Annotated in this window: 13 protein-coding genes; 6 read left to right on the forward strand and 7 right to left on the reverse strand. The window is 33.9% G+C overall.

The window, feature by feature from the left end; all coding sequences use genetic code 11:
* Positions 1 to 34 precede the first annotated feature (34 nt).
* A complete protein-coding gene (locus FLV_RS17930; protein ID WP_243236021.1) occupies positions 35 to 910 on the reverse strand; it encodes a GLPGLI family protein in 876 nt (291 codons plus the stop codon).
* A gap of 231 nt (positions 911 to 1,141) precedes the next feature.
* Between FLV_RS17930 and FLV_RS17935 the strand changes: the two genes are divergently transcribed.
* Positions 1,142 to 1,957 (forward strand): hypothetical protein, encoded by an 816-nt coding sequence (locus FLV_RS17935; RefSeq protein WP_243236022.1) that lies wholly within the window; start codon positions 1,142 to 1,144, stop codon positions 1,955 to 1,957.
* Entirely contained in the window at positions 1,957 to 2,571 is a 615-nt protein-coding gene (locus FLV_RS17940; protein ID WP_243236027.1) for a deoxynucleoside kinase, read from the forward strand. Before FLV_RS17935 ends, FLV_RS17940 begins: the two co-directional genes overlap by 1 nt.
* Before the next feature lie 114 nt (positions 2,572 to 2,685).
* Here FLV_RS17940 and FLV_RS17945 read toward each other — a convergent pair whose 3' ends face one another.
* The 6 genes from FLV_RS17945 to FLV_RS17970 form a co-directional block, all read right to left on the reverse strand.
* Positions 2,686 to 5,235: a sodium-translocating pyrophosphatase gene (locus FLV_RS17945; protein ID WP_243236028.1), complete on the reverse strand. Its 2,550-nt coding sequence runs from the start codon at positions 5,233 to 5,235 to the stop codon at positions 2,686 to 2,688.
* Between the two features lie 111 nt (positions 5,236 to 5,346).
* The gene (locus FLV_RS17950; RefSeq protein ID WP_031454287.1) at positions 5,347 to 5,877 is read right to left on the reverse strand and encodes an inorganic diphosphatase; all 531 of its coding nucleotides are present in this window, start codon (positions 5,875 to 5,877) and stop codon (positions 5,347 to 5,349) included.
* A 220-nt stretch (positions 5,878 to 6,097) separates the two neighbouring features.
* On the reverse strand, positions 6,098 to 6,913 hold the full coding sequence (locus FLV_RS17955) for a hypothetical protein (protein ID WP_243236030.1): 816 nt from the start codon (positions 6,911 to 6,913) through the stop codon (positions 6,098 to 6,100).
* Between the two features lie 127 nt (positions 6,914 to 7,040).
* Entirely contained in the window at positions 7,041 to 7,640 is a 600-nt protein-coding gene (locus FLV_RS17960) for a DNA-3-methyladenine glycosylase family protein (RefSeq protein ID WP_243236032.1), read from the reverse strand.
* 208 nt (positions 7,641 to 7,848) lie between these two features.
* The gene (locus FLV_RS17965) at positions 7,849 to 10,350 is read right to left on the reverse strand and encodes a DUF5686 family protein (RefSeq protein WP_243236038.1); all 2,502 of its coding nucleotides are present in this window, start codon (positions 10,348 to 10,350) and stop codon (positions 7,849 to 7,851) included.
* A 68-nt stretch (positions 10,351 to 10,418) separates the two neighbouring features.
* The gene (locus FLV_RS17970; protein ID WP_243236040.1) at positions 10,419 to 11,396 is read right to left on the reverse strand and encodes a pyruvate dehydrogenase complex E1 component subunit beta; all 978 of its coding nucleotides are present in this window, start codon (positions 11,394 to 11,396) and stop codon (positions 10,419 to 10,421) included.
* Between the two features lie 486 nt (positions 11,397 to 11,882).
* Between FLV_RS17970 and FLV_RS17975 the strand changes: the two genes are divergently transcribed.
* The 4 genes from FLV_RS17975 to FLV_RS17990 form a co-directional block, all read left to right on the forward strand.
* Positions 11,883 to 12,629, forward strand: coding sequence for an electron transfer flavoprotein subunit beta/FixA family protein (locus tag FLV_RS17975; protein WP_243236041.1), 747 nt, complete (start codon positions 11,883 to 11,885; stop codon positions 12,627 to 12,629).
* Positions 12,630 to 12,703: 74 nt separating this feature from the next.
* Complete coding sequence (locus FLV_RS17980) at positions 12,704 to 13,672, forward strand: electron transfer flavoprotein subunit alpha/FixB family protein (RefSeq protein WP_243236043.1); 969 nt, start codon at positions 12,704 to 12,706, stop codon at positions 13,670 to 13,672.
* 167 nt (positions 13,673 to 13,839) lie between these two features.
* The gene (locus tag FLV_RS17985) at positions 13,840 to 14,463 is read left to right on the forward strand and encodes a bifunctional nuclease family protein (RefSeq protein ID WP_243236045.1); all 624 of its coding nucleotides are present in this window, start codon (positions 13,840 to 13,842) and stop codon (positions 14,461 to 14,463) included.
* 735 nt (positions 14,464 to 15,198) lie between these two features.
* A partial coding sequence (locus FLV_RS17990) for a hypothetical protein (RefSeq protein ID WP_243236048.1) occupies positions 15,199 to 19,907 on the forward strand: 4,709 nt, incomplete at its 3' end.

Here is a 19,907-nt window from a genome sequence, read left to right on the forward strand (position 1 = left end):
AATTTGGTTTTTGCAAATTGGATTTTATACTTATTTATCTTCCCATTGGAGGCGGTCCTCCGGCTCTGCCGCGATTCATTTCTCTAAATTCTTTCATCTTTTTTACCACTGTTTCGTCATAGTCTTTCTGAGAAATTTCTTTTCCTTTTGTTGGTGCTTTTATATCTGCTTTTTCTTTAGCATTCAAAACAATTTTTGAGCATAAAATAGTAGTTGTTCCGTCGTTAAGTTCTAAAATTAAACCCGGCAGGCCCCAATAATTTTCAGGCCCCTGATTAATTGGAATTTCAGGCGAATACCAGGCCGTTACAACTATTTCCTTTGGAATTTCAAAATTGTCTTCGAAGTTGGTTTTCTTCTCGGCAGTTTCTTTTTTATCGTCTTCGTTTTTAGGTCTGAAATTTCTGAAATCGGTTTTACTGGCTTCTTTTACAGCGGTCGCTTTATAACAAGTGTAACCTCCAATTTTTTTGGTTTCCTGTTCTAATTTCCAGTTTAATTTTGGCAGCGAATCTTTAACCAAAAATTCTTTCCCCATAAATTCCTTATCAACTGTATAGGTTTTACTTTTTACATCTTTATAAAAAGTGCCGCCGCCGCCCATCATAGAACTCATCATCATTCTCATTCCGCCACCTTGCTGACCGGGAGTTTCCAGTTTTTCTTCTTCTTTATAAATTGACGCAGTTTTATCAAAATTCAGAATAAATGTTTTTTCTAACATTTTCTTCATTCTTTCTTCCATATTTTTTTGCATTTCGGGGGTAATATCTCGATTTCCTCCTCGCATGCCTTCAAATTTAGGTGTTTGCGTTTTTGACTCATAAACTGCTATTCCCTGAAAATCTTTCTGTGCCTGTACCTGACTAAAAGCAAGTACTAAAAGCAAATAATATGATATTTTTTTCATTGATTCTTTTAAAAAATTAAGTAAATCCGATAAAACTTACATTCAAATGTATTATTAATTTTAAACTCCTGAAAGTTAAATATATCAATACCCACAAGGTATAGACAAAATAGCTTATTGCTTAGACTATTAAAATCCTGAAAAGTTTAAAAGTCAAATTCAACTAAAAATCTATTTTTGACAGTTTCATTCTATAGTTTTTTTGTAATTTGGCTTCAGAAACCAATTCAAATGAGCAAAACAGCACGCAAAATTTTATTTCTTCTTTTTATTGCCTGTTTTTTCTCAACAGTATTTGCACAAAACCAAAAGAAAACCTCAACTTCAGTTTCACATTTCACTATTGACGCGGATGAATTTTTAGGTTATGATTCTTTTGGATATTCTTATCAGATAAAAAACAATGTCTTTAGCAAAATAAAAGAAACGGAAGTTTTTGAATATAAAAATGTCTCATTAGGAAAAATCACTAAAACTGATATTCTGAATCCACTCAAAATAGTATTGTTTTATGAAGATTTTAATAGTGCTGTTTTGCTTGACAACCAATTGAATAAAATTACGGAGATTAATTTTTCTCAAAACAATATTCCTATTGTTGTGACTGGGATTGGCATGTCAACACAAAATCAATTGTGGGTTTATAATTCCCTGAATCAGCAAATTGGTCTTTTTGATTATTTAAAAAACGAATACAAAACGGTTTCTACGCCTTTGACGGAAAACATCAAATTTTATCAGACTGATTTTAATACTTTTTACTGGATTGACAGCAAAAACAGTTGGTTCTCCTGTGATATATTCGGAAAAACAACAGACTTGGGAAAAGTTCCAGATTTTGATAAAATCCAGATTTTAAACCCTAAACAATATATTTACAGCAAGACCAATTTGCTTTATTTTAAAAACATTGAAAAGAACGGATCTGAAACAGTTTCTGAAATTGAAGTCCCGGAAAAATCATTAAATAATTTCTATTACAAAGACCAAATTTTATCTATTTTTACACCTAAAGAAATTACCAATTATAAAATCGTAACACCGTAATGCACATAGCAATAGCAGGAAATATAGGCGCTGGAAAAACAACGTTAACCAAATTACTGGCCAAACATTTTAAATGGGAACCCCATTATGAAGATGTTGTTGATAATCCGTATCTGGATGATTTTTATCATCAGATGGAACGCTGGTCATTTAATTTACAGATTTATTTCTTAAACAGCAGATTCCGTCAGGTACAGCAAATTCGCGAAAGCGGAAAAAAAATCATTCAGGACAGAACGATTTATGAGGATGCTTATATTTTTGCTCCCAATTTATATTCGATGGGATTGATGACAAACCGTGATTTTGAAAATTACACTTCCTTATTTGAATTAATGGAATCATTGGTAAAAGCGCCGGATTTATTAATTTATTTAAGAAGCTCTATTCCAAATTTAGTGGGACAGATTCACAAACGCGGACGCGAATACGAAAACTCTATTTCTATTGATTATTTAAGCCGACTGAACGAAAGATACGAAGCCTGGGTTCAGACTTACACCAAAGGAAAATTATTAATTATTGATGTTGATAATATTAATTTTGTTGATAATCCTGAAGATTTAGGAAATATCATTAATAGAATTGATGCCGAATTAAATGGGTTGTTTTAGACACTGCTCTTATAGATAAAAAAATGCCTCATTGTAAATTACAATGAGGCATTTTTTGTTACTGATTTCTAAACGAATACCTAACAGGTTTTGAAAAACTGTTAGGATTTTAAATTATTTCGCAGCTTCAATTTTAGCTTTTACCTCAGCTTCAGTTCCTTCATAAACTTCTGTAGTTGTTTTGCCGTTTTCGGTTTTCGTTACAGTTCCTACCGTCACACCGTTTGTGGTAGACAAATTAACTTCAACTCTTTTTTTATCGTATTTGCTTGTATCAAAACAATCTGTTTTTTGATGAACGTATTTTTCTTTTACATCAAAATGCGCCAGACATTCAGCTGTTTCTTCTGCAGAACATCCTTTTTCTTTGCACATTTTGATACACTCTTCTTTTGTCATCCCTGACATATCTCCGCATTTAGAAACACCGGCATGCATTTCTGTTTTCGCACAACAAGAAGCTTTTGCGGCAATATCTGATGGCGCATGTCCATCACCTAAGATTGGAGCAATAACCAAACCAATCAAACAAGTCAGTTTAATTAAAATATTCATTGATGGTCCCGAAGTATCCTTAAACGGATCTCCAACAGTATCTCCAGTTACCGCTGCTTTATGAGCATCAGAACCTTTATAAGTCATTTCACCATTGATTAAAACTCCAGCTTCAAAAGATTTTTTAGCATTGTCCCATGCTCCACCGGCATTGTTTTGGAAAACTGCCCAAAGCACTCCCGAAACCGTAACTCCTGCCATATAGCCACCTAACATTTCCGCAATTAACTGATTGTTATCAGCATAAACTAATTTCCCTAAAAGCACAATTGCAATCGGAAAACCAATCGTTAGAATTCCTGGAAGCATCATTTCACGTAAAGCAGCTTTTGTTGAAATTTCGACACATTTGCCGTATTCAGGTTTTCCGGTTCCTTCCATAATTCCCGGAATTTCCTTGAATTGACGACGAACTTCGTACACCATATCCATTGCAGCTTTTCCAACAGAATTCATTGCTAATGCAGAGAAAACTACCGGAATCATTCCACCAACAAATAACATGGCTAAAACCGGTGCTTTAAAAATATTGATTCCGTCAATTCCTGTAAAGGTTACATAAGCCGCAAATAAGGCTAATGAAGTTAAAGCTGCAGAAGCAATTGCAAAACCTTTTCCGGTTGCAGCAGTTGTGTTTCCAACAGAATCTAAAATATCGGTTCTGGTACGAACTTCTTTTGGTAATTCGCTCATTTCGGCAATTCCTCCGGCGTTGTCTGAAATTGGTCCAAAAGCATCAATTGCCAATTGCATAGCTGTTGTTGCCATCATTGCAGAAGCTGCCAAAGCTACTCCGTAAAACCCTGCTAAAGCATAAGAAATCCAAATTGCTGCTGCGAAAAGTAAAACCGTTGGAAAAGTAGAAATCATTCCGGTTGCCAAACCTGCAATTACATTAGTTCCGGCTCCGGTAGATGATTTTTGAACAATCGCCAAGACTGGTTTTGTCCCTAATCCTGTATAATATTCGGTAACAGATGAAATTGCTCCTCCAACAACTAACCCGACTAAAGTAGCATAGAAAACACGCATGGAAGAAATGTCTTTAGAACCTTCTCCGAAGAAAGTCATCTGCATAATTTCAGGAAGCATGTGCTGAACCAGAAAAAAACAAGCAATGGCAGTTAAAACAATCGAAACCCAGTTTCCTATATTTAATGCTTTCTGTACTTGCGCTTCTTTGGCATTATCATCTGATATTTTTACCAAAGTAGTTCCTATAATCGAAAATAAAATTCCAAAACCGGCAATCGCCATTGGAAGTAAAATAGGTCCAATTCCGCCAAAAGCATCATTGATACTTCCGCCCATATCTTTTATCACATAATTCCCCAAAACCATTGCTGCCAAAACAGTGGCAACATAAGATCCAAACAAATCGGCTCCCATACCTGCAACATCACCCACATTATCTCCTACGTTATCTGCAATTGTTGCCGGATTACGAGGATCATCTTCCGGAATTCCGGCTTCTACTTTACCTACTAAATCAGCACCAACATCTGCCGCTTTGGTGTAAATTCCACCTCCTACTCTGGCAAACAAAGCGATTGATTCAGCACCAAGAGAAAATCCGGCTAAAGTTTCTAAAACAACCGTCATTGTTTCAGTGTCTTTCCAAACTCCGCCAGAAAATAAATTAAAGAAAATGATAAAAAAAGCTGTCAAACCTAAAACTGCCAAACCTGCAACTCCAAGTCCCATTACAGTTCCGCCTCCAAAAGAAACTTTCAAAGCCTGAGGTAAACTTGTACGAGCTGCCTGCGTAGTCCTAACGTTTGTTTTGGTTGCTATTTTCATCCCTATATTACCTGCATAAGCTGAAAATAAGGCTCCGAAAATAAATGCAATTACAATTAATAAATGTGTTTTTACCCCCGGAATAAAGGTAATTCCTGCTAAAGCGATACTTGCAATAATTACAAAAATGGTTAATAGTTTATATTCGGCTTTTAAGAAGGCTAAAGCACCTTCGTAAATGTAATCTGAGATTTCTTTCATCTTACCATCGCCGGCATCTTGTTTTAAAACCCAACTCCTTTTTATTCCCATGAAAAGTAATCCAATAATTGCCATCACAATTGGCAAATAAATCATAAATGCATTCATAATATTTTAATGGTTTTGGTTAATAGTCAACAAACTAACAAAACGAATTTAAACAAAAAAGCAATACTCTTAACGGAGTATTGCTTTTTTTACAAATTATGATGCCTGAAATTATTTAATACTAAATAATCCTTCTGGTTTGTTTTCAATTTGATTAAAACGCTCTGTACATTCTTTAATAATTGCGAATGCTTCGTTTACATCTCCCCATCCTTCTACATCTACTTTTTTGTTTTCAAGATCTTTGTAAACCTGGAAGAAATGCTCAATTTCTTTCAATAAGTGTCCGTTGATATCAGAAAGGTCGTTTAATGAATTCCAGATTGGATCAGAAACCGGTACACAGATAATTTTTTCATCAGGTCCTTTGTCATCAGCCATGTGGAAAACGCCAATTGGTTTTACTTCTATTACACATCCGGGAAAAGTTGGTTCGTTAATCAAAACCAATACATCAAGAGGGTCACCGTCAAGAGCTAAAGTTTCAGGGATAAATCCGTAATCTGCAGGGTACATCATCGAAGAGAATAACATTCTGTCGAAACGCATTCTTTTAATTTCAAAATCGTACTCATATTTATTTCTGCTTCCTCTTGGTATTTCGATCAATACATCGAAAGTTGTTAGTTTGTCTGCGGTCATTTTCTTTTTTTATTATATCTATAATTTCGGTTGCAAAAGTAACCAAACTATCCTTTTTTACAATAAAAAACTTGATTAATCTATATACTTTTTCTTTTAGGTAACAGATAGTTAATATGCAATTTTAGATTTATCATGATTCCGTTGAAAAACAAGATATAAAAAGCATCTAACAAATATTTCAATTCACAAAATACATCCTAAGAAATATTTATTTGAATTACTTATTAAAAATCCTTTCTTCAAGTAATTTTTTCTTCCCTTCTACAATTCTATATTTTTTCAACCATAAACCTTTATCATTATACTCATATTCATAATTTTCAGTTTCATAAATAGTTAATCCGTCTAAACCTGTATATGGAAGCTCTTTTTTAGGTTCAAAATTTCTTTTTACTTCAATCACATTACCATATTTATCATACTGATATACATTTGTTTCAACTTTTAATATTTGTGAAGACTCGTCTTTTTGAGCATATTTTAACTCTATTTTCTCTTCTTTAATCAAATTCCCTTTATTGTCAAACTCTCTATTTTCTTTACTATAGCCATAATAAACTGGTTTATAATCTCCATTATATCTGCTAATTAATTTTGCGTTTGAATTTTTATCAAAATCTGAATATACTTCAATTCCTGTAGCATCATCTGTTAATTTGGTTACTGAAAATTTAATAATATCTCGTAATTCCACTAACCTGTTTTTATCGTCATACTTTAAAAACTTCTCGCTTAAAGTATCCATTTTTTGATCATTAAATGTATTCTTAAAAATCAAAACCTTGTAAACAAGATTATTCTTTTTATCATAGGTATTTTTTTGAATCGATCTAAATTCATCATCTTTATAATTTTCTTCTTCCTGCACAAGACCTCTTTTTAAAATATATTTAATTGACCAATTAGCATTGGTATTATAGGATTTCAAGATGTATGAACTGTATTTTTTTAACGCGTCTGTCTCAATTTTGGAGGTTTGAGAAAAGGCAAAATTAAATGTTACTATCAAAAAAAGTATTAATCTTAATTTCATCGGTTTAGAATTGGTTAGTTGTGTAAATATAACAAAAGCACGTATTATATTACAAAAAAGCTAAATAAGTTAACCCCTGAATTTCAAACCCAATAAAATATTCAAAATAGAATTTCAAAAAGAAGCATTAATATGTAATTTTCCTATTTCTCTTATTTAAGTAAAAATGCCAAAGCAGGTAGGTCGCATAAGAACGATACGGACTCCATTGTTCTGTATGAATTTCCATCTCCAGTTTGTCATGAATATTCAGTAATTCTTTGATGGTATTAACGACTGCAATATCGCCCAAAGGAATCAAATCCTGCTCCTGTAAACAAAACATCAAATAAATATCAATTGTCCAGTTTCCTATTCCTTTTAATTTGATAAGTTCTTCCCGAACTTCTTTTGCCGATTTTAAAGCCAGACTTTCGATATCTAATTCTTTATTTAAAACCGCTTCCGCTAAAATTTTAATGTATTTTGTTTTCTGACGGCTTATTCCTAAATTTTTAAACTCTTCATCCGGCAAAACAGCCATAGATTCAGGGTTGCAAGTTGTATACGCTTTTATTTTTAAGAAGGTGGCTTTCGCCGAATCTATAGAAACCTGTTGTTCGAGAATCAATAAAACCAACGTTTCAAAACCCTTCGGACGCTTTGGGATTGTTGGCAATCCATATTTTTCGATTATTTCCCGAAATATTGGGTTTTTATTGATTAGAAAATCGATGGCTTCTTGCATAAATTTTTAAGTGTTTGTCAAAATTAAATAAAAATCTCGGCAAAGACGCTAAGCCGCAAAGTTTTAGTTCCCGCAGATCTAGCAGATATATTAAAAATATTAAATCTGCCTCATCAGCAAAATCTGCGGGAGAAAAAATATTTACGCATAAAAAAGTCGCAAAGAATTTAACCTTTGCTACTTTGTAACTTTAAACCTTTACTGCTAATTAGAAATAGAACCCGAAAGATCCTTTTACAGCAAATTTAGCAGCATCAGGCATGTTTAAATAATTCCCTCTCCAGGAGAAATCAATTCTGAAAACTTTAAAGATATTTCCAATTCCGGCATTGTATTCCCAATACACATTCTCTGGAGCATTATACGGAAGCCCGGAAGCATTTATAGCGCGGTTTTCATCAGAAATTGTTCCATGAACGGCTCTGACACCTACAAATTCTCTCCAATTTAGTTTTCGCATGAATGGTATGCGGGCAAACAATCTTCCTCCAAAATCATGGTTCCATTGCAAAGTGGTATATTGATCCGTAACGAATTCGTAGAAATTCAGGTTACTAAACGTATTTTCAATTGTAAAATAAGTCTGGTTTCCCGGAATTACACTCATTAAACCCAACGGAATTGTACCGAATGTTTTTCCGGTTTCCAAAATAATATTGGATCTTCCCAAAGGCCCAATAATAATAGGCTGTTTGTAAAATAACTGTATTTTTTCGTAAGCAAAATCACTGTCAAGCACTCCTTTTAGACCATAACTAAAATTAACAAAGAAATGACTGAAAGGACTATCTACTAAGTTTCTCTCTACTCCATAACCAATTGTTTTACGATTAGGCATAAACTCAAACTGAATATTTGCTTCAGACTGTTTTACATCACTTTTAGCAACTCCAACAGGATTTACTACTGACGGCAAAGTGGTGTAATAATCTAAACTAAAAGTATTTGATGCCGATTCTAATGTTCTGTATGAAAAACCTGCAGAAACTATAAAGTTTTTCATAGGCTCCATTTCAACCGAAACATTACTCAAATTAATATTGGTCAGTTTTCCGTTGCTCCCGGTCGTAAATAAAGCCGAAGAAGCAAAACTTCTGCCTAAAACATCGTTTGTGGTTGTTAAACTGGCTCCAATCTGCTCAATATCACGTCTGTTCCCTCCAGAGATAATGACTCTTTTTTTCTTGTCAACCATCCATTTTCCGGAAACACCGTATTTGAACTTATTATCATCAAAACCATACGCTGTATAAGCTTGTACACGCCATGGATCGTTTGGTCCAAAATAAGTTCTTCCTCCTGCTCTTAATCTCAACCCTTCAACTTCATTATATCCAAAAGTAGAGAAAATAGGTCCAAAATCGAAATTCTTGAATTCGACATAACCACTTCCCAAAATGGAAACTAAACTATAAAGCTGCTTAAATTTCTTGACAGTCTGCAAAGTATCCAGCATTTTGTAAATTCCTTGTTCGTCTTTGTTTAATTTTTCAAAACGATTTTCTTCCCAAAATTCATCCGGTCGTTGATAAACAGCGTTGTCTATAAAATTAACCTCTTCTTTATAAAATTTCTCCGGTTTTTGAATATTGAATTTATGACCTCTGTAAAGCGTAGTTCTTTTTCCATAAACCCCTTTTGATTTTTCTTTTTTATTTAAAGCAAAATCTGACATCATATAATCACGTGTCAATAGAAAAACCGAATCATTTTCTACCTCAAATTCCTGTTCGATATAAATATCCTTTACCCAGTTGATATTGGCGCTTTTGGTTACGCCCATATTAATTTTCTTAATGGCAAAAGTCGAATCATTTACCCAAAAATCTCCTTTAAAAGTCAATTCGTTTTTACGCCTTGGATAAAAAACAATATTATAACACCACTTTTTATCAATAAAAGCACTGTCTTTCAACACATAATTATAAACATCAATTCCTGTTTTTGAAAGCGGGCTTGTAAAACTTTTATCAAAAAATTTAAGATGATTGTCGTAAATATTATAGTCTGAATAAAGGTCTTTTACAAAAGATAAAATCTGCTGATTCCCATTGAAACCGGACATTTTGTTTCCTGATAAATTTTCTTTTACTTTCTTCAGTTTGTTGTCCCCATAAACATCATAAACCGATTCGTTTATAAAAATTGGCAGGTATGTTTTTCCGGTAACATCAGAAGTATCCACATGATTGAATACAAACTCCATTCCTTTAAAGAGCTTGTTTTTCATAAAAGCACTATCAATCGTATTCATATCAAACTCGACTTTCTCGTACTTCTGCATCTGATACTGATTGAATTGATAAAGACCGTTTTTACGCTTTCTTTCCCAAATCTTTCTCAAAATATCTAATGCCGGATTGTTCTTTTTTGAAGTTTTACCAGTAAAAATTACAACTTCATTAAGTGCTTCAGGTTCACTTAAAACAATTTTGAAATTATAATTTACTGCTTTTTCCAAAGGAACTTCTTTATCTGAAAATCCAGCCGAAGTAACCAGTAAAGCGGTATAAGTATTTGGCGATTCTAAATAAAAACGTCCATCTTCATTAGAAACTATTCCTGTATTTGAACCTTTAAAAACAACATTCGCAAACGGAATAGGCAGATTAGATTTGTCCAAAACAATTCCACTCACTTTAGTTTGTGCGAAGACAATATCTGCAAAAGCAAATACAAAAAATAGGCTGAGTAAAATTATTTTTTTCATAACCGTCAAAAAAAAACTTCATCAATTAACTAGGAATGATGAAGTTTTATGAGTATTTTTTATGTGTATTATTTGTATAATACTTTCTTAACTGCTTTTACTACATCACCTGCATTTGGCAACCAGTCTTTTAATAAAACCGGAGAATAAGGTGCCGGAGCATCAGCAGTTGTAATACGCTGTATTGGCGCATCAAGGAAATCGAATGCTTGTTCCTGAACGATATAAGTAATTTCAGATGAAATACTGGCAAATGGCCAGGCCTCTTCTAAAATTACCAAACGATTTGTTTTTTTAACTGATTTTAAAATCGCTTCATTATCCATTGGGCGAACGGTTCTTAAATCGATAACTTCACATGAAATTCCTTCTTTAGCTAATTCATCAGCAGCAATTAAAGCTTCTTTAATGATTTTTCCGAAAGAAACGATAGTTACATCAGTACCTTCACGTTTGATATCAGCAACTCCTAATGGAATTGTATATTCTCCGTCCGGCACTTCGCCTTTGTCACCATACATTTGCTCAGATTCCATAAAAATCACAGGATCATTATCACGAATAGCTGATTTTAAAAGCCCTTTCGCATCATAAGGAGTAGATGGAACTACAACTTTAAGACCCGGAGTGTTAGCAAACCAGTTTTCTAAAGCCTGAGAGTGAGTTGCTCCTAATTGACCTGCAGAAGCAGTTGGTCCGCGAAAAACGATAGGCACATTAAACTGTCCTCCTGTCATTTGACGCATCTTCGCAGCGTTATTTATAATTTGATCAATACCAACTAAACAAAAGTTGAAAGTCATATATTCTACAATTGGTCGGTTACCGTTCATTGCAGAACCTACTGCAATTCCTGTAAACCCAAGCTCAGCAATTGGAGTATCGATTACTCTTTTTTCGCCAAACTCAGCAAGCATTCCTTTTGAAGCTTTGTATGCTCCGTTGTATTCTGCAACCTCTTCGCCCATTAAATATATGGATTCATCGCGACGCATTTCTTCGCTCATCGCTTCGCAAATGGCCTCTCTAAATTGTATTGTTCTCATAGTTGTATATTATGTTCTTTTTTCTGAAAAGCAAAAATAAATATTTTAAATAACTTAAAAGCATAAATTGAGTTTAAAATAACAGGAACTTCTCCTTCTTCTTTCACTTTTAACTTTTTAAAGTTTATTGTGATATTTACTAAATAATGATACTATCCATTTTCTTGGTTAAAATATATTTCACAAAAACCCGATTTTCTTATTTTATTCTAAAAACATGTGAAAATATTTTTTCAACCCCAACCTCAAAAAACCACTTTAAGTATCTATTAACAAACACAATACCACTCTTAAATAAAATCATGCTATTGAAGATACTGTGTATATCAATGAAAATTGTTTAAAATTTCATTTAAAAAAAACTTAAAAACGAATAATTTTCGAAATCGTAATAGTTTTTAAAAATATTATGCATGCATAGTATAATTATTCCAAATTAAATTCTAAATTTGTAGAAGCATATTAATAAATTCAAAATATATACTTATGAAAATACTAGTTTGCATCAGCCATGTGCCTGATACTACTTCAAAAATTAACTTTACAAACGGCGATTCAGAATTTGATACAGCCGGCGTACAATATGTAATTAACCCTAACGACGAATTCGGTCTTACCCGTGCTATCTGGTTTCAGGAGCAGCAAGGTGCAAATGTAACAGTTGTAAATGTTGGCGGTCCTGATACCGAACCAACTTTGCGTAAAGCATTGGCAATTGGTGCAAATGAGGCAATTCGTGTAAACGCAAACCCAACAGATGGTTTTTTTGTTGCAAAACAATTAGCTGAAGTAATTAAAAATGGCGGATACGATCTTGTAATTGCAGGAAAAGAATCTCTTGATTATAATGGTGGAATGGTTCCGGGAATGATTGCAGGGATTACAGGCTCTAACTTTTTAAACTCTTGTACAGCTATTACTGTTGACGGAAATAATGTAAAAGCCGTTCGTGAAATCGATGGTGGAAAAGAAACCGTCAGCACTACACTTCCTTTGATCATTGGTGGCCAAAAAGGTCTTGTTGAAGAGAAAGATCTACGTATTCCTAACATGAGAGGAATTATGACAGCACGAACAAAAGCTTTAACTATTCTTGAACCAGTTGACGCCCCAGTAAATACAAAAGCGGTAAAATTTGAAAAACCGGCACCTAAATCAGCAGTAAAATTAGTTCCTGCAGATAATTTAGATGAGCTAATCAATTTATTACACAACGAAGCGAAAGTAATCTAGTAATCAGTATTTAGTAGCGGTTTTCTGTTAGCGAACTTGAAACCTGAAACTTTAAACTTCTAAACAAAAACATCATGTCAATATTAATATATGCAGAATCTGCAGAAGGAAAATTTAAAAAAGTAGCGTTCGAATTGGCTTCTTATGCTAAAAAAGTAGCAGAATCATTAGGAACAACTGTTACAGCTTTAACTGTAAATATCAGCGACGTTAGCGAATTAGCAAAATACGGAGTTGACAAAGTTCTTAAAGTAAATAATAATAAATTAGCAGGTTTTACTGCAAAGGCTTACGCAGATATTATCAAGCAAGCTGCTGAAAAAGAAGGGACAAAAGTAGTTTTACTTTCTTCAACAACAGACAGCATTTATCTTTCATCATTAGTCGCAGTAGCTTTAAATGCCGGTTTTGCATCTAACGTTGTTGGATTACCGGTTAACACTACTCCATTTCAGGTAAAAAGAAACGCTTTCTCAAATAAAGCTTTCAATATTACAGAAATCAATACAGATGTAAAAGTTCTTGGATTAGCCAAAAACTCTTACGGAATTTTTGAAAGTGCAGGATCTGCAACTGAAGAAGATTTTAGTCCTGCAATTGGAGAAAATGATTTTGGAATAAAAGTAGACTCTGTAGAAAAAGTAAGCGGAAAAGTATCTATTGCTGATGCTGATATAGTAGTTTCAGGTGGACGTGGATTAAAAGGCCCTGAAAACTGGGGATTAATTGAAGATTTAGCTACTGTATTAGGTGCTGCAACTGCATGTTCTAAACCAGTTTCTGATTTAGGATGGAGACCTCACAGTGAACACGTTGGACAAACAGGAAAACCGGTTGCAACTAACTTATACATTGCAGTAGGAATTTCCGGAGCAATCCAACATATTGCAGGTATCAACTCATCAAAAATAAAAGTAGTCATTAATAGTGATCCTGAAGCTCCTTTCTTTAAAGTAGCCGATTATGGAGTAGTTGGAGATGCATTCGAAATTGTACCACAATTAATTGAGAAACTAAAAGCCTTCAAGGCACAACATTCTTAATTTAAGAAATTCTCTATAAAAATATAGCTGCCTAAAAATAAGATAATCGTATCTTTGCTTTAGGTAGCTTTTTTGTTCCATATTTTTTGATTAAAATTGCACCTTTATTTTCCCAACCAAAAAAAGTATTAAAATGAGGCATTTAACTGCCTTTTTTAACCATAAATATGAGTCTAGTAAAATTATCCATAAAAGGAATATCATACAGTCAAACTCAAAATGGCGCTTATGCCTTAATTTTGAATGAAGTTGATGGTGAAAGAAAATTACCTATTGTTATTGGTGCTTTTGAAGCCCAATCAATTGCTATTGCCTTAGAAAAAGAGATTAAACCTCCTCGCCCATTAACACACGATTTGTTCAAAAACTTTGCAGAAAGATTTGATATCGTCGTAAAACAAGTAATTATACACAAATTAGTTGACGGTGTTTTTTACTCAAGCTTAATTTGTGAAAGAGATAAAATCGAAGAGATTATCGACGCCAGAACATCCGATGCAATAGCACTGGCATTGCGTTTTAGTGCTCCAATCTTTACTTATAAAAATATTTTAGATAAAGCCGGAATTTACTTAAAATCAAATACTGCTGAAACAGATCAGGGAGCTCAGGAAATTGATGACGTCCTTTCTAATCCGGAAACTTTTGGTCGCGAAGAAGAAACAAACCAATCTGGAGATCTTTACGCCAAACACAGTCTTCAGGAATTGAACGAACTTTTAGATCAGGCAGTTTCTCAGGAAGATTACGAAAAAGCTGCCAAAATTAGAGACGAAATATCGAAAAGATAAACAATATCGCTATAAGCAATATGCCTTAGGCTATATGCTTATAGCTTACTGCCAAACTAAAAAAATGGCAAATTCTATTTTTGATTTCAAACGTTTCTCTTTGAAATATCAAAAATTTATAATTTCCATTTCAGTTTCAAAACATTGAAAATGGTAATTCAACCACTTTTAAAGTACTTGTTAATAAAACTTCAATTGCAATAACCCCAGCTACAAATTTTGTTTGGTATATCTAAGACGGATTTAATTTCCTTCCTTATCCTTTCTAAAGAATTGTCATTCTTCAATATATTCAGTTTGATTTTGACAATTTAATAATTCTGTAGTCCACTTTCATTTTTTTCTCTACTCATATCTTTATAAAGAAAGCCTGATAATACTCACAAATTTTATTTGCTTTGGATATAATTGTAATCCTTAAAAAAAACTTTTTATTACTCCAGATTCAATCTTACTTATAATATTTTTTTACGATGTTATATCCTACTTTTTATTATTATTTTTAAAATAGCTTAGATAGAAAACAACAACAAAAAAGAAGATACTTTTTAATTAACTAAACCTCAAGTTATTAAAAAAAACAGTGTTCTTTCATTGAATTTTAAATACTTACAAACACTACTTCGTTGTAGTTCTGGTTTGAACAAATCCTTCATTGTTTAAACATAAATAAAAGACTACTTTTAAATTTCACAAGTTAAGATATCGTTATTTTTTAACAATAAACAAGAATTTATGAAAAAAAAAATACATTTAATTTTTCTTATTACTATTATATTAAGCAATAAATTAATTGCTGAAAATTTTAATGATTTAGCATTATTATCTAAAACTAATAAAGAAATACTTCTCCTAAAAAATTCGTCAAATAAGCAGATTTTAAATAAGTCTTTCTCTGAAAATTTAAATATTTTAGCTATTATTACTCCGCCTACAACAGTTGCTGGCAGCTCTTGTGGCCCTGGTGTAATTAATCTTTCGGCTACAGGCGCAAGTGGCAATATTATTGAATGGTTTTCAAGCCAAACAGGCGGAACAGTTTTATTTACTGGTAACAATTATAGTCCAACTGTTACAACTACAACTACGTTTTATGTATCTGCAAGATCAGGTTCAGAAACCAGTACGCGAGTTCCTGTAGTAGCCTCAGTTTATAATAATCCTCCACCAGTTTCTCTGTCATCAAATCCGGCAAATAACATCTCTAATCCTCTATGTTTGGGCACCTCAGTAACTTTTACAGCATCTGGCGGAGCTGATTTATTTGAATTTTCGGTAGATGGAATTGTCAAACAAGCGATGTCAAGCAGTCGAACTTATACAACAAATGCTTTGACTAATGGACAAATGGTAAGTGTTCGATCTCGATATGCCGTTACATTAGACGGAAATCTTACCGAAAATGCCTGGGGAACAGCCGCTCTGGAAAATAATACCCCATTAGTTTCATTATCCGGAAATGCAACAAATGGATACATAAATGCTCTAAAAATAAGTCCAACTGAAGATAAATTAGTTTTTGGAATTGCAGGTAAAGCTTTGAATTATAAAAGAATCATGGTTTTTTTGGATACAAAACCCGGAGGTTTTAATGTTTCTAATTATGGAGATGAAAACGGTTCTTCTCCACATGTTAGAGCTTTCAATTATTTTAATAACAACCCATCTACTTTCGACTCCTATTTTGCTGCTGATTATTGCATTGCCATTGCCACTGATGCTGGAGAGACAAACTATTATGCCGATGTAATGGAATTAAAAACGGGAAATTCTATCAAAACTTATTTAGGAACTGCAGCTACCGGTCTTCCTACTGCTGTCATGGGGATTAATAAAAATAATTCAGGGGTTTCCGATTATAATCTGGGTTTTGAAGTAGAGGTTTCAAAAGCTTTAGTTGGTTACACTACTGGTGATCTTAAATTTTTTGCTTTTACCATGCAAGATAACGACACTAACAACTACAATGTTACCAATTCGTTTTTGAGTCCGGCAACAAGAACAACTGATTATGGCAACCAAGCTATTGATTATAATTTAGAAGCACCAAATCCGGTTGTGGTAGCAGAAGCCGCATTGACTCCGTGCTATAGTACAGCAAATATAATTATGAATTTTGTGGCTAATCCAACAGTCGCTACCGTGGGAGCAAACCAAACAAGATGTTCTTTTGTTAGTGCAGTATTAGGAGGAAACACGCCCTTGGCAGGAACAGGTTTTTGGACTAAAAAATCAGGCCCGGGCACTGTTGTTTTTAGTGATAATTCTCTTGGCAATACCACCGCTACTGTTAGTATTTCTGGCACCTATGTTTTTACCTGGACTATTTCAAGCGGGCAATGTACTGTTTCCTCGGCAGATGTTACTGTCGTTTATAATATTACAGATCCTCCAACAGGCTTATCTAATCAAAATTTTTGTAAAATTACTACTCCAAAAATAAGTAGTTTAATTGCTAATGGAAATAATATTGAATGGTTTACAACAGCTATTGGTGGAACAGCAATTCCTACTAATACTGATTTAACAACAGGTTCATATTATGCTGAACAAACCGCTCCTGTCACTTTTTGTAAAAGTATTTCTCGTTTAAAAGTAGATGTTATTGTAGATGATCCATCAGGACCAATGGTAACTGCAACACAAACATTCTGTAATACTGCAAAAGTATCCGATCTAGTTGCAGTGGGTACTGCTGTAAAATGGTACGCAAATCCCAACGGTGGTTCTCCTTTAGCACCTAATACAAATTTAGTAAATGGAGAAACCTATTATGCCACTCAAACAATAACAGGAACCCTTTCTTGCGAAAGCTTTCAAAGAAATTCCTCTTTGGTTATAATAAATACTACTGCTGCTCCAACGGGTTCAGGTTTACAAATGGTTTGTAACGCCGGAACTATTGCCGATTTAACAGCCTCAGGAACAGGAGTTATTAAATGGTACGCCAATTCAACAGGAGGGAATGCACTTTTAAATTCTGAAACTTTAGTATCCGGAAGCACTTATTACGCTTCTCAAACAATAGGCACTTGTGAAAGTGTTGCAAGATATGCACTAACAGTCACTATAAACAATCCGGCAATTCCGGTAAGTGGAGGAAATCAATCTGTTTGTGCAACAAATCCTTTACAAACTTTAACCGCAACCACAACTACTACTACCGGAACTATTACTTGGTATGATGCCATGACAAATGGAAATATTGTTGCAAATCCAATTTTAAATTCAGTTGGTTCAATTACTTATTATGCTCAAAACAATATTGCTTCTTGCTCTAGCGTTTCAAGAACTGCAGTAACATTAGAAATAAAAAATTCTCCTTTTTTGAATATAACAGCAAAAACATGTTCACTTGATTTATTAACTTATACTATCAATTTTACTGCTGCAAGTGGCAGTGTAATTTCGAGATCGCCTGCTGTTGGTGTAGTAACAGGAAATTCGATAACAAATATACCGGCCGGAACCAATATCATTCTTACTGCCGATAAAGGGAATGGCTGTGTTGAAACATTTAACGTAACAGCACCCATCTGTTCTTGTGCAATTATAGATGGACCAATAAGCAACGGAGATAAATCTATTTGTGAAGGAGAAACCAATCTAACTTTATCTGCCACAGTCAATACTGGAGAAACAATTGATTGGTACAGCAATAATAGTGGCGGCGTCCCCTTGTCTACAAATAGTCTTACCTATACACCAACAGTAAATATGCCAGGTGTTTATACTTATTATGCCGAAGCTAGAAAAATAGCAGATAACTGTTTAAGTTCTAACAGAACAGCTGTATCACTGACCATTAATTCGCAATCAAAACCAAATGGTTCAGCTACTCAAGTATTTTGTGAATCCCAAAATGCAACTATTTCCAATTTAACAGCTATTGGAACTGGAATAAAATGGTACCAAGATGCAATTGGCGGATCCCCTCTTTCTAATACGGTCGCATTAGTTAATTCAGAAGATTATTATGCCTCTCAAACAGCAACGACCGGTTTGCTTTGTGAAAGTACCGAAAGATTAAAAGTTAGTGTTACTATTAATAAGCCAGCTGCCCCTACAACAACTGTTACTCATCCGGTTTTTTGTAATTCAGCAACCGTTGCCGATTTAATCGTCACGGGAACTAATGTGAAATGGTATGATTCTTTAGGAACTTTATTGACTCCGAGTACAGCCTTGACAAATGGAGTTTATTCTGCAACACAAACTATATCTGGCTGTGAAAGTGTATCCAAATTAGCTGTAACTGTTACAATAAACAAACCTTTAACAATAACTTTATCTGATATATCACCCGTTTTTTGCGAATCTGCGAATGCCACAGTTGCTTCTCTTACAGCTATCGTAACTTCTGGGGTAAACATAAAATGGTATTCATCCCCAACAGGAAATACGCCGTTACTTGATTCTAGTCCTTTAACAAATGCTGTGTATTATGGCTCTCAAACAATATCAGGTTGCGAAAGCATACCTAGAGTTGCAGCTAATGTCACTATAAATGCCCCTATAAGTCCTTCAGGCAATGGAATTCAATTGTTCTGTTCCAGTGAAGCCGCAACCGTTGGAGATTTAATAGTTTCTGGAAGTACTCCTATAGTATGGTATGATGCAATAGTTTCTGGCAATTCTTTACCTTTAATTACACCATTAGTCAATGGAAAAAAATATTATGCCACTCAAAATATTTCGGGCTGCGAAAGTGTAAATCGCCTCGAAGTTACGGCAGAAATTGTTAATCCGTTGACTCCAACCGCTGATTCCGTAACACCTCTTTTTTGCGAATCCCAAAATGCAACATTAAATTCAATTGTTTTAAAAGGAATCGTAAACAATTCTAATGTAGTATGGTATGATGCTCCAAGTGGAGGAAATGTTTTACCATCTAATACCTTAATTACAAGTGGAAGAAATTATTATGCAGCGCAACAATCTACAACTCCTTTATTTGGCTGTGAAAGTCTTAATCGACTAATGATAAGCCCTATTTTAGATAAACAACAACCTCCCGTTATTAACAACATTACCCAACCAACCTGTGCTATAAACACAGGAAGTGCTCTATTTAGCGGATTACCAACAGGGAACTGGACAATTATACCGTCAACAGGAAATCCTGTAACAGGTTCAGGTACTAGTTATTTATTTACTGGTTTAATTGCTAACACCGATTATACTTTCAAAATTACCAATTCCAATTCATGTACATCAGTAGCTTCATCAGGTATTGTAAAAATCAATCCGGTACCAACTGCTCCATCAATCCCAACAGCTTCAAGTGTTGTACAGCCTACTTGCGCCATTCCAACAGGAACAATTACCATTGCTCTTCAAACTGGAATAGAGTATAGCTTGAACGGAACAACTTATCAAATCTCAAATGTGTTTGCCGGACTTGCTCCAAATAACTATACATTATATGTTAGAAATACTCTGGA

It is taken from the genome of Flavobacterium pectinovorum, assembly GCF_022802975.1.
In the GTDB taxonomy this organism is placed as follows: Bacteria; Bacteroidota; Bacteroidia; order Flavobacteriales; family Flavobacteriaceae; genus Flavobacterium; species Flavobacterium pectinovorum_B.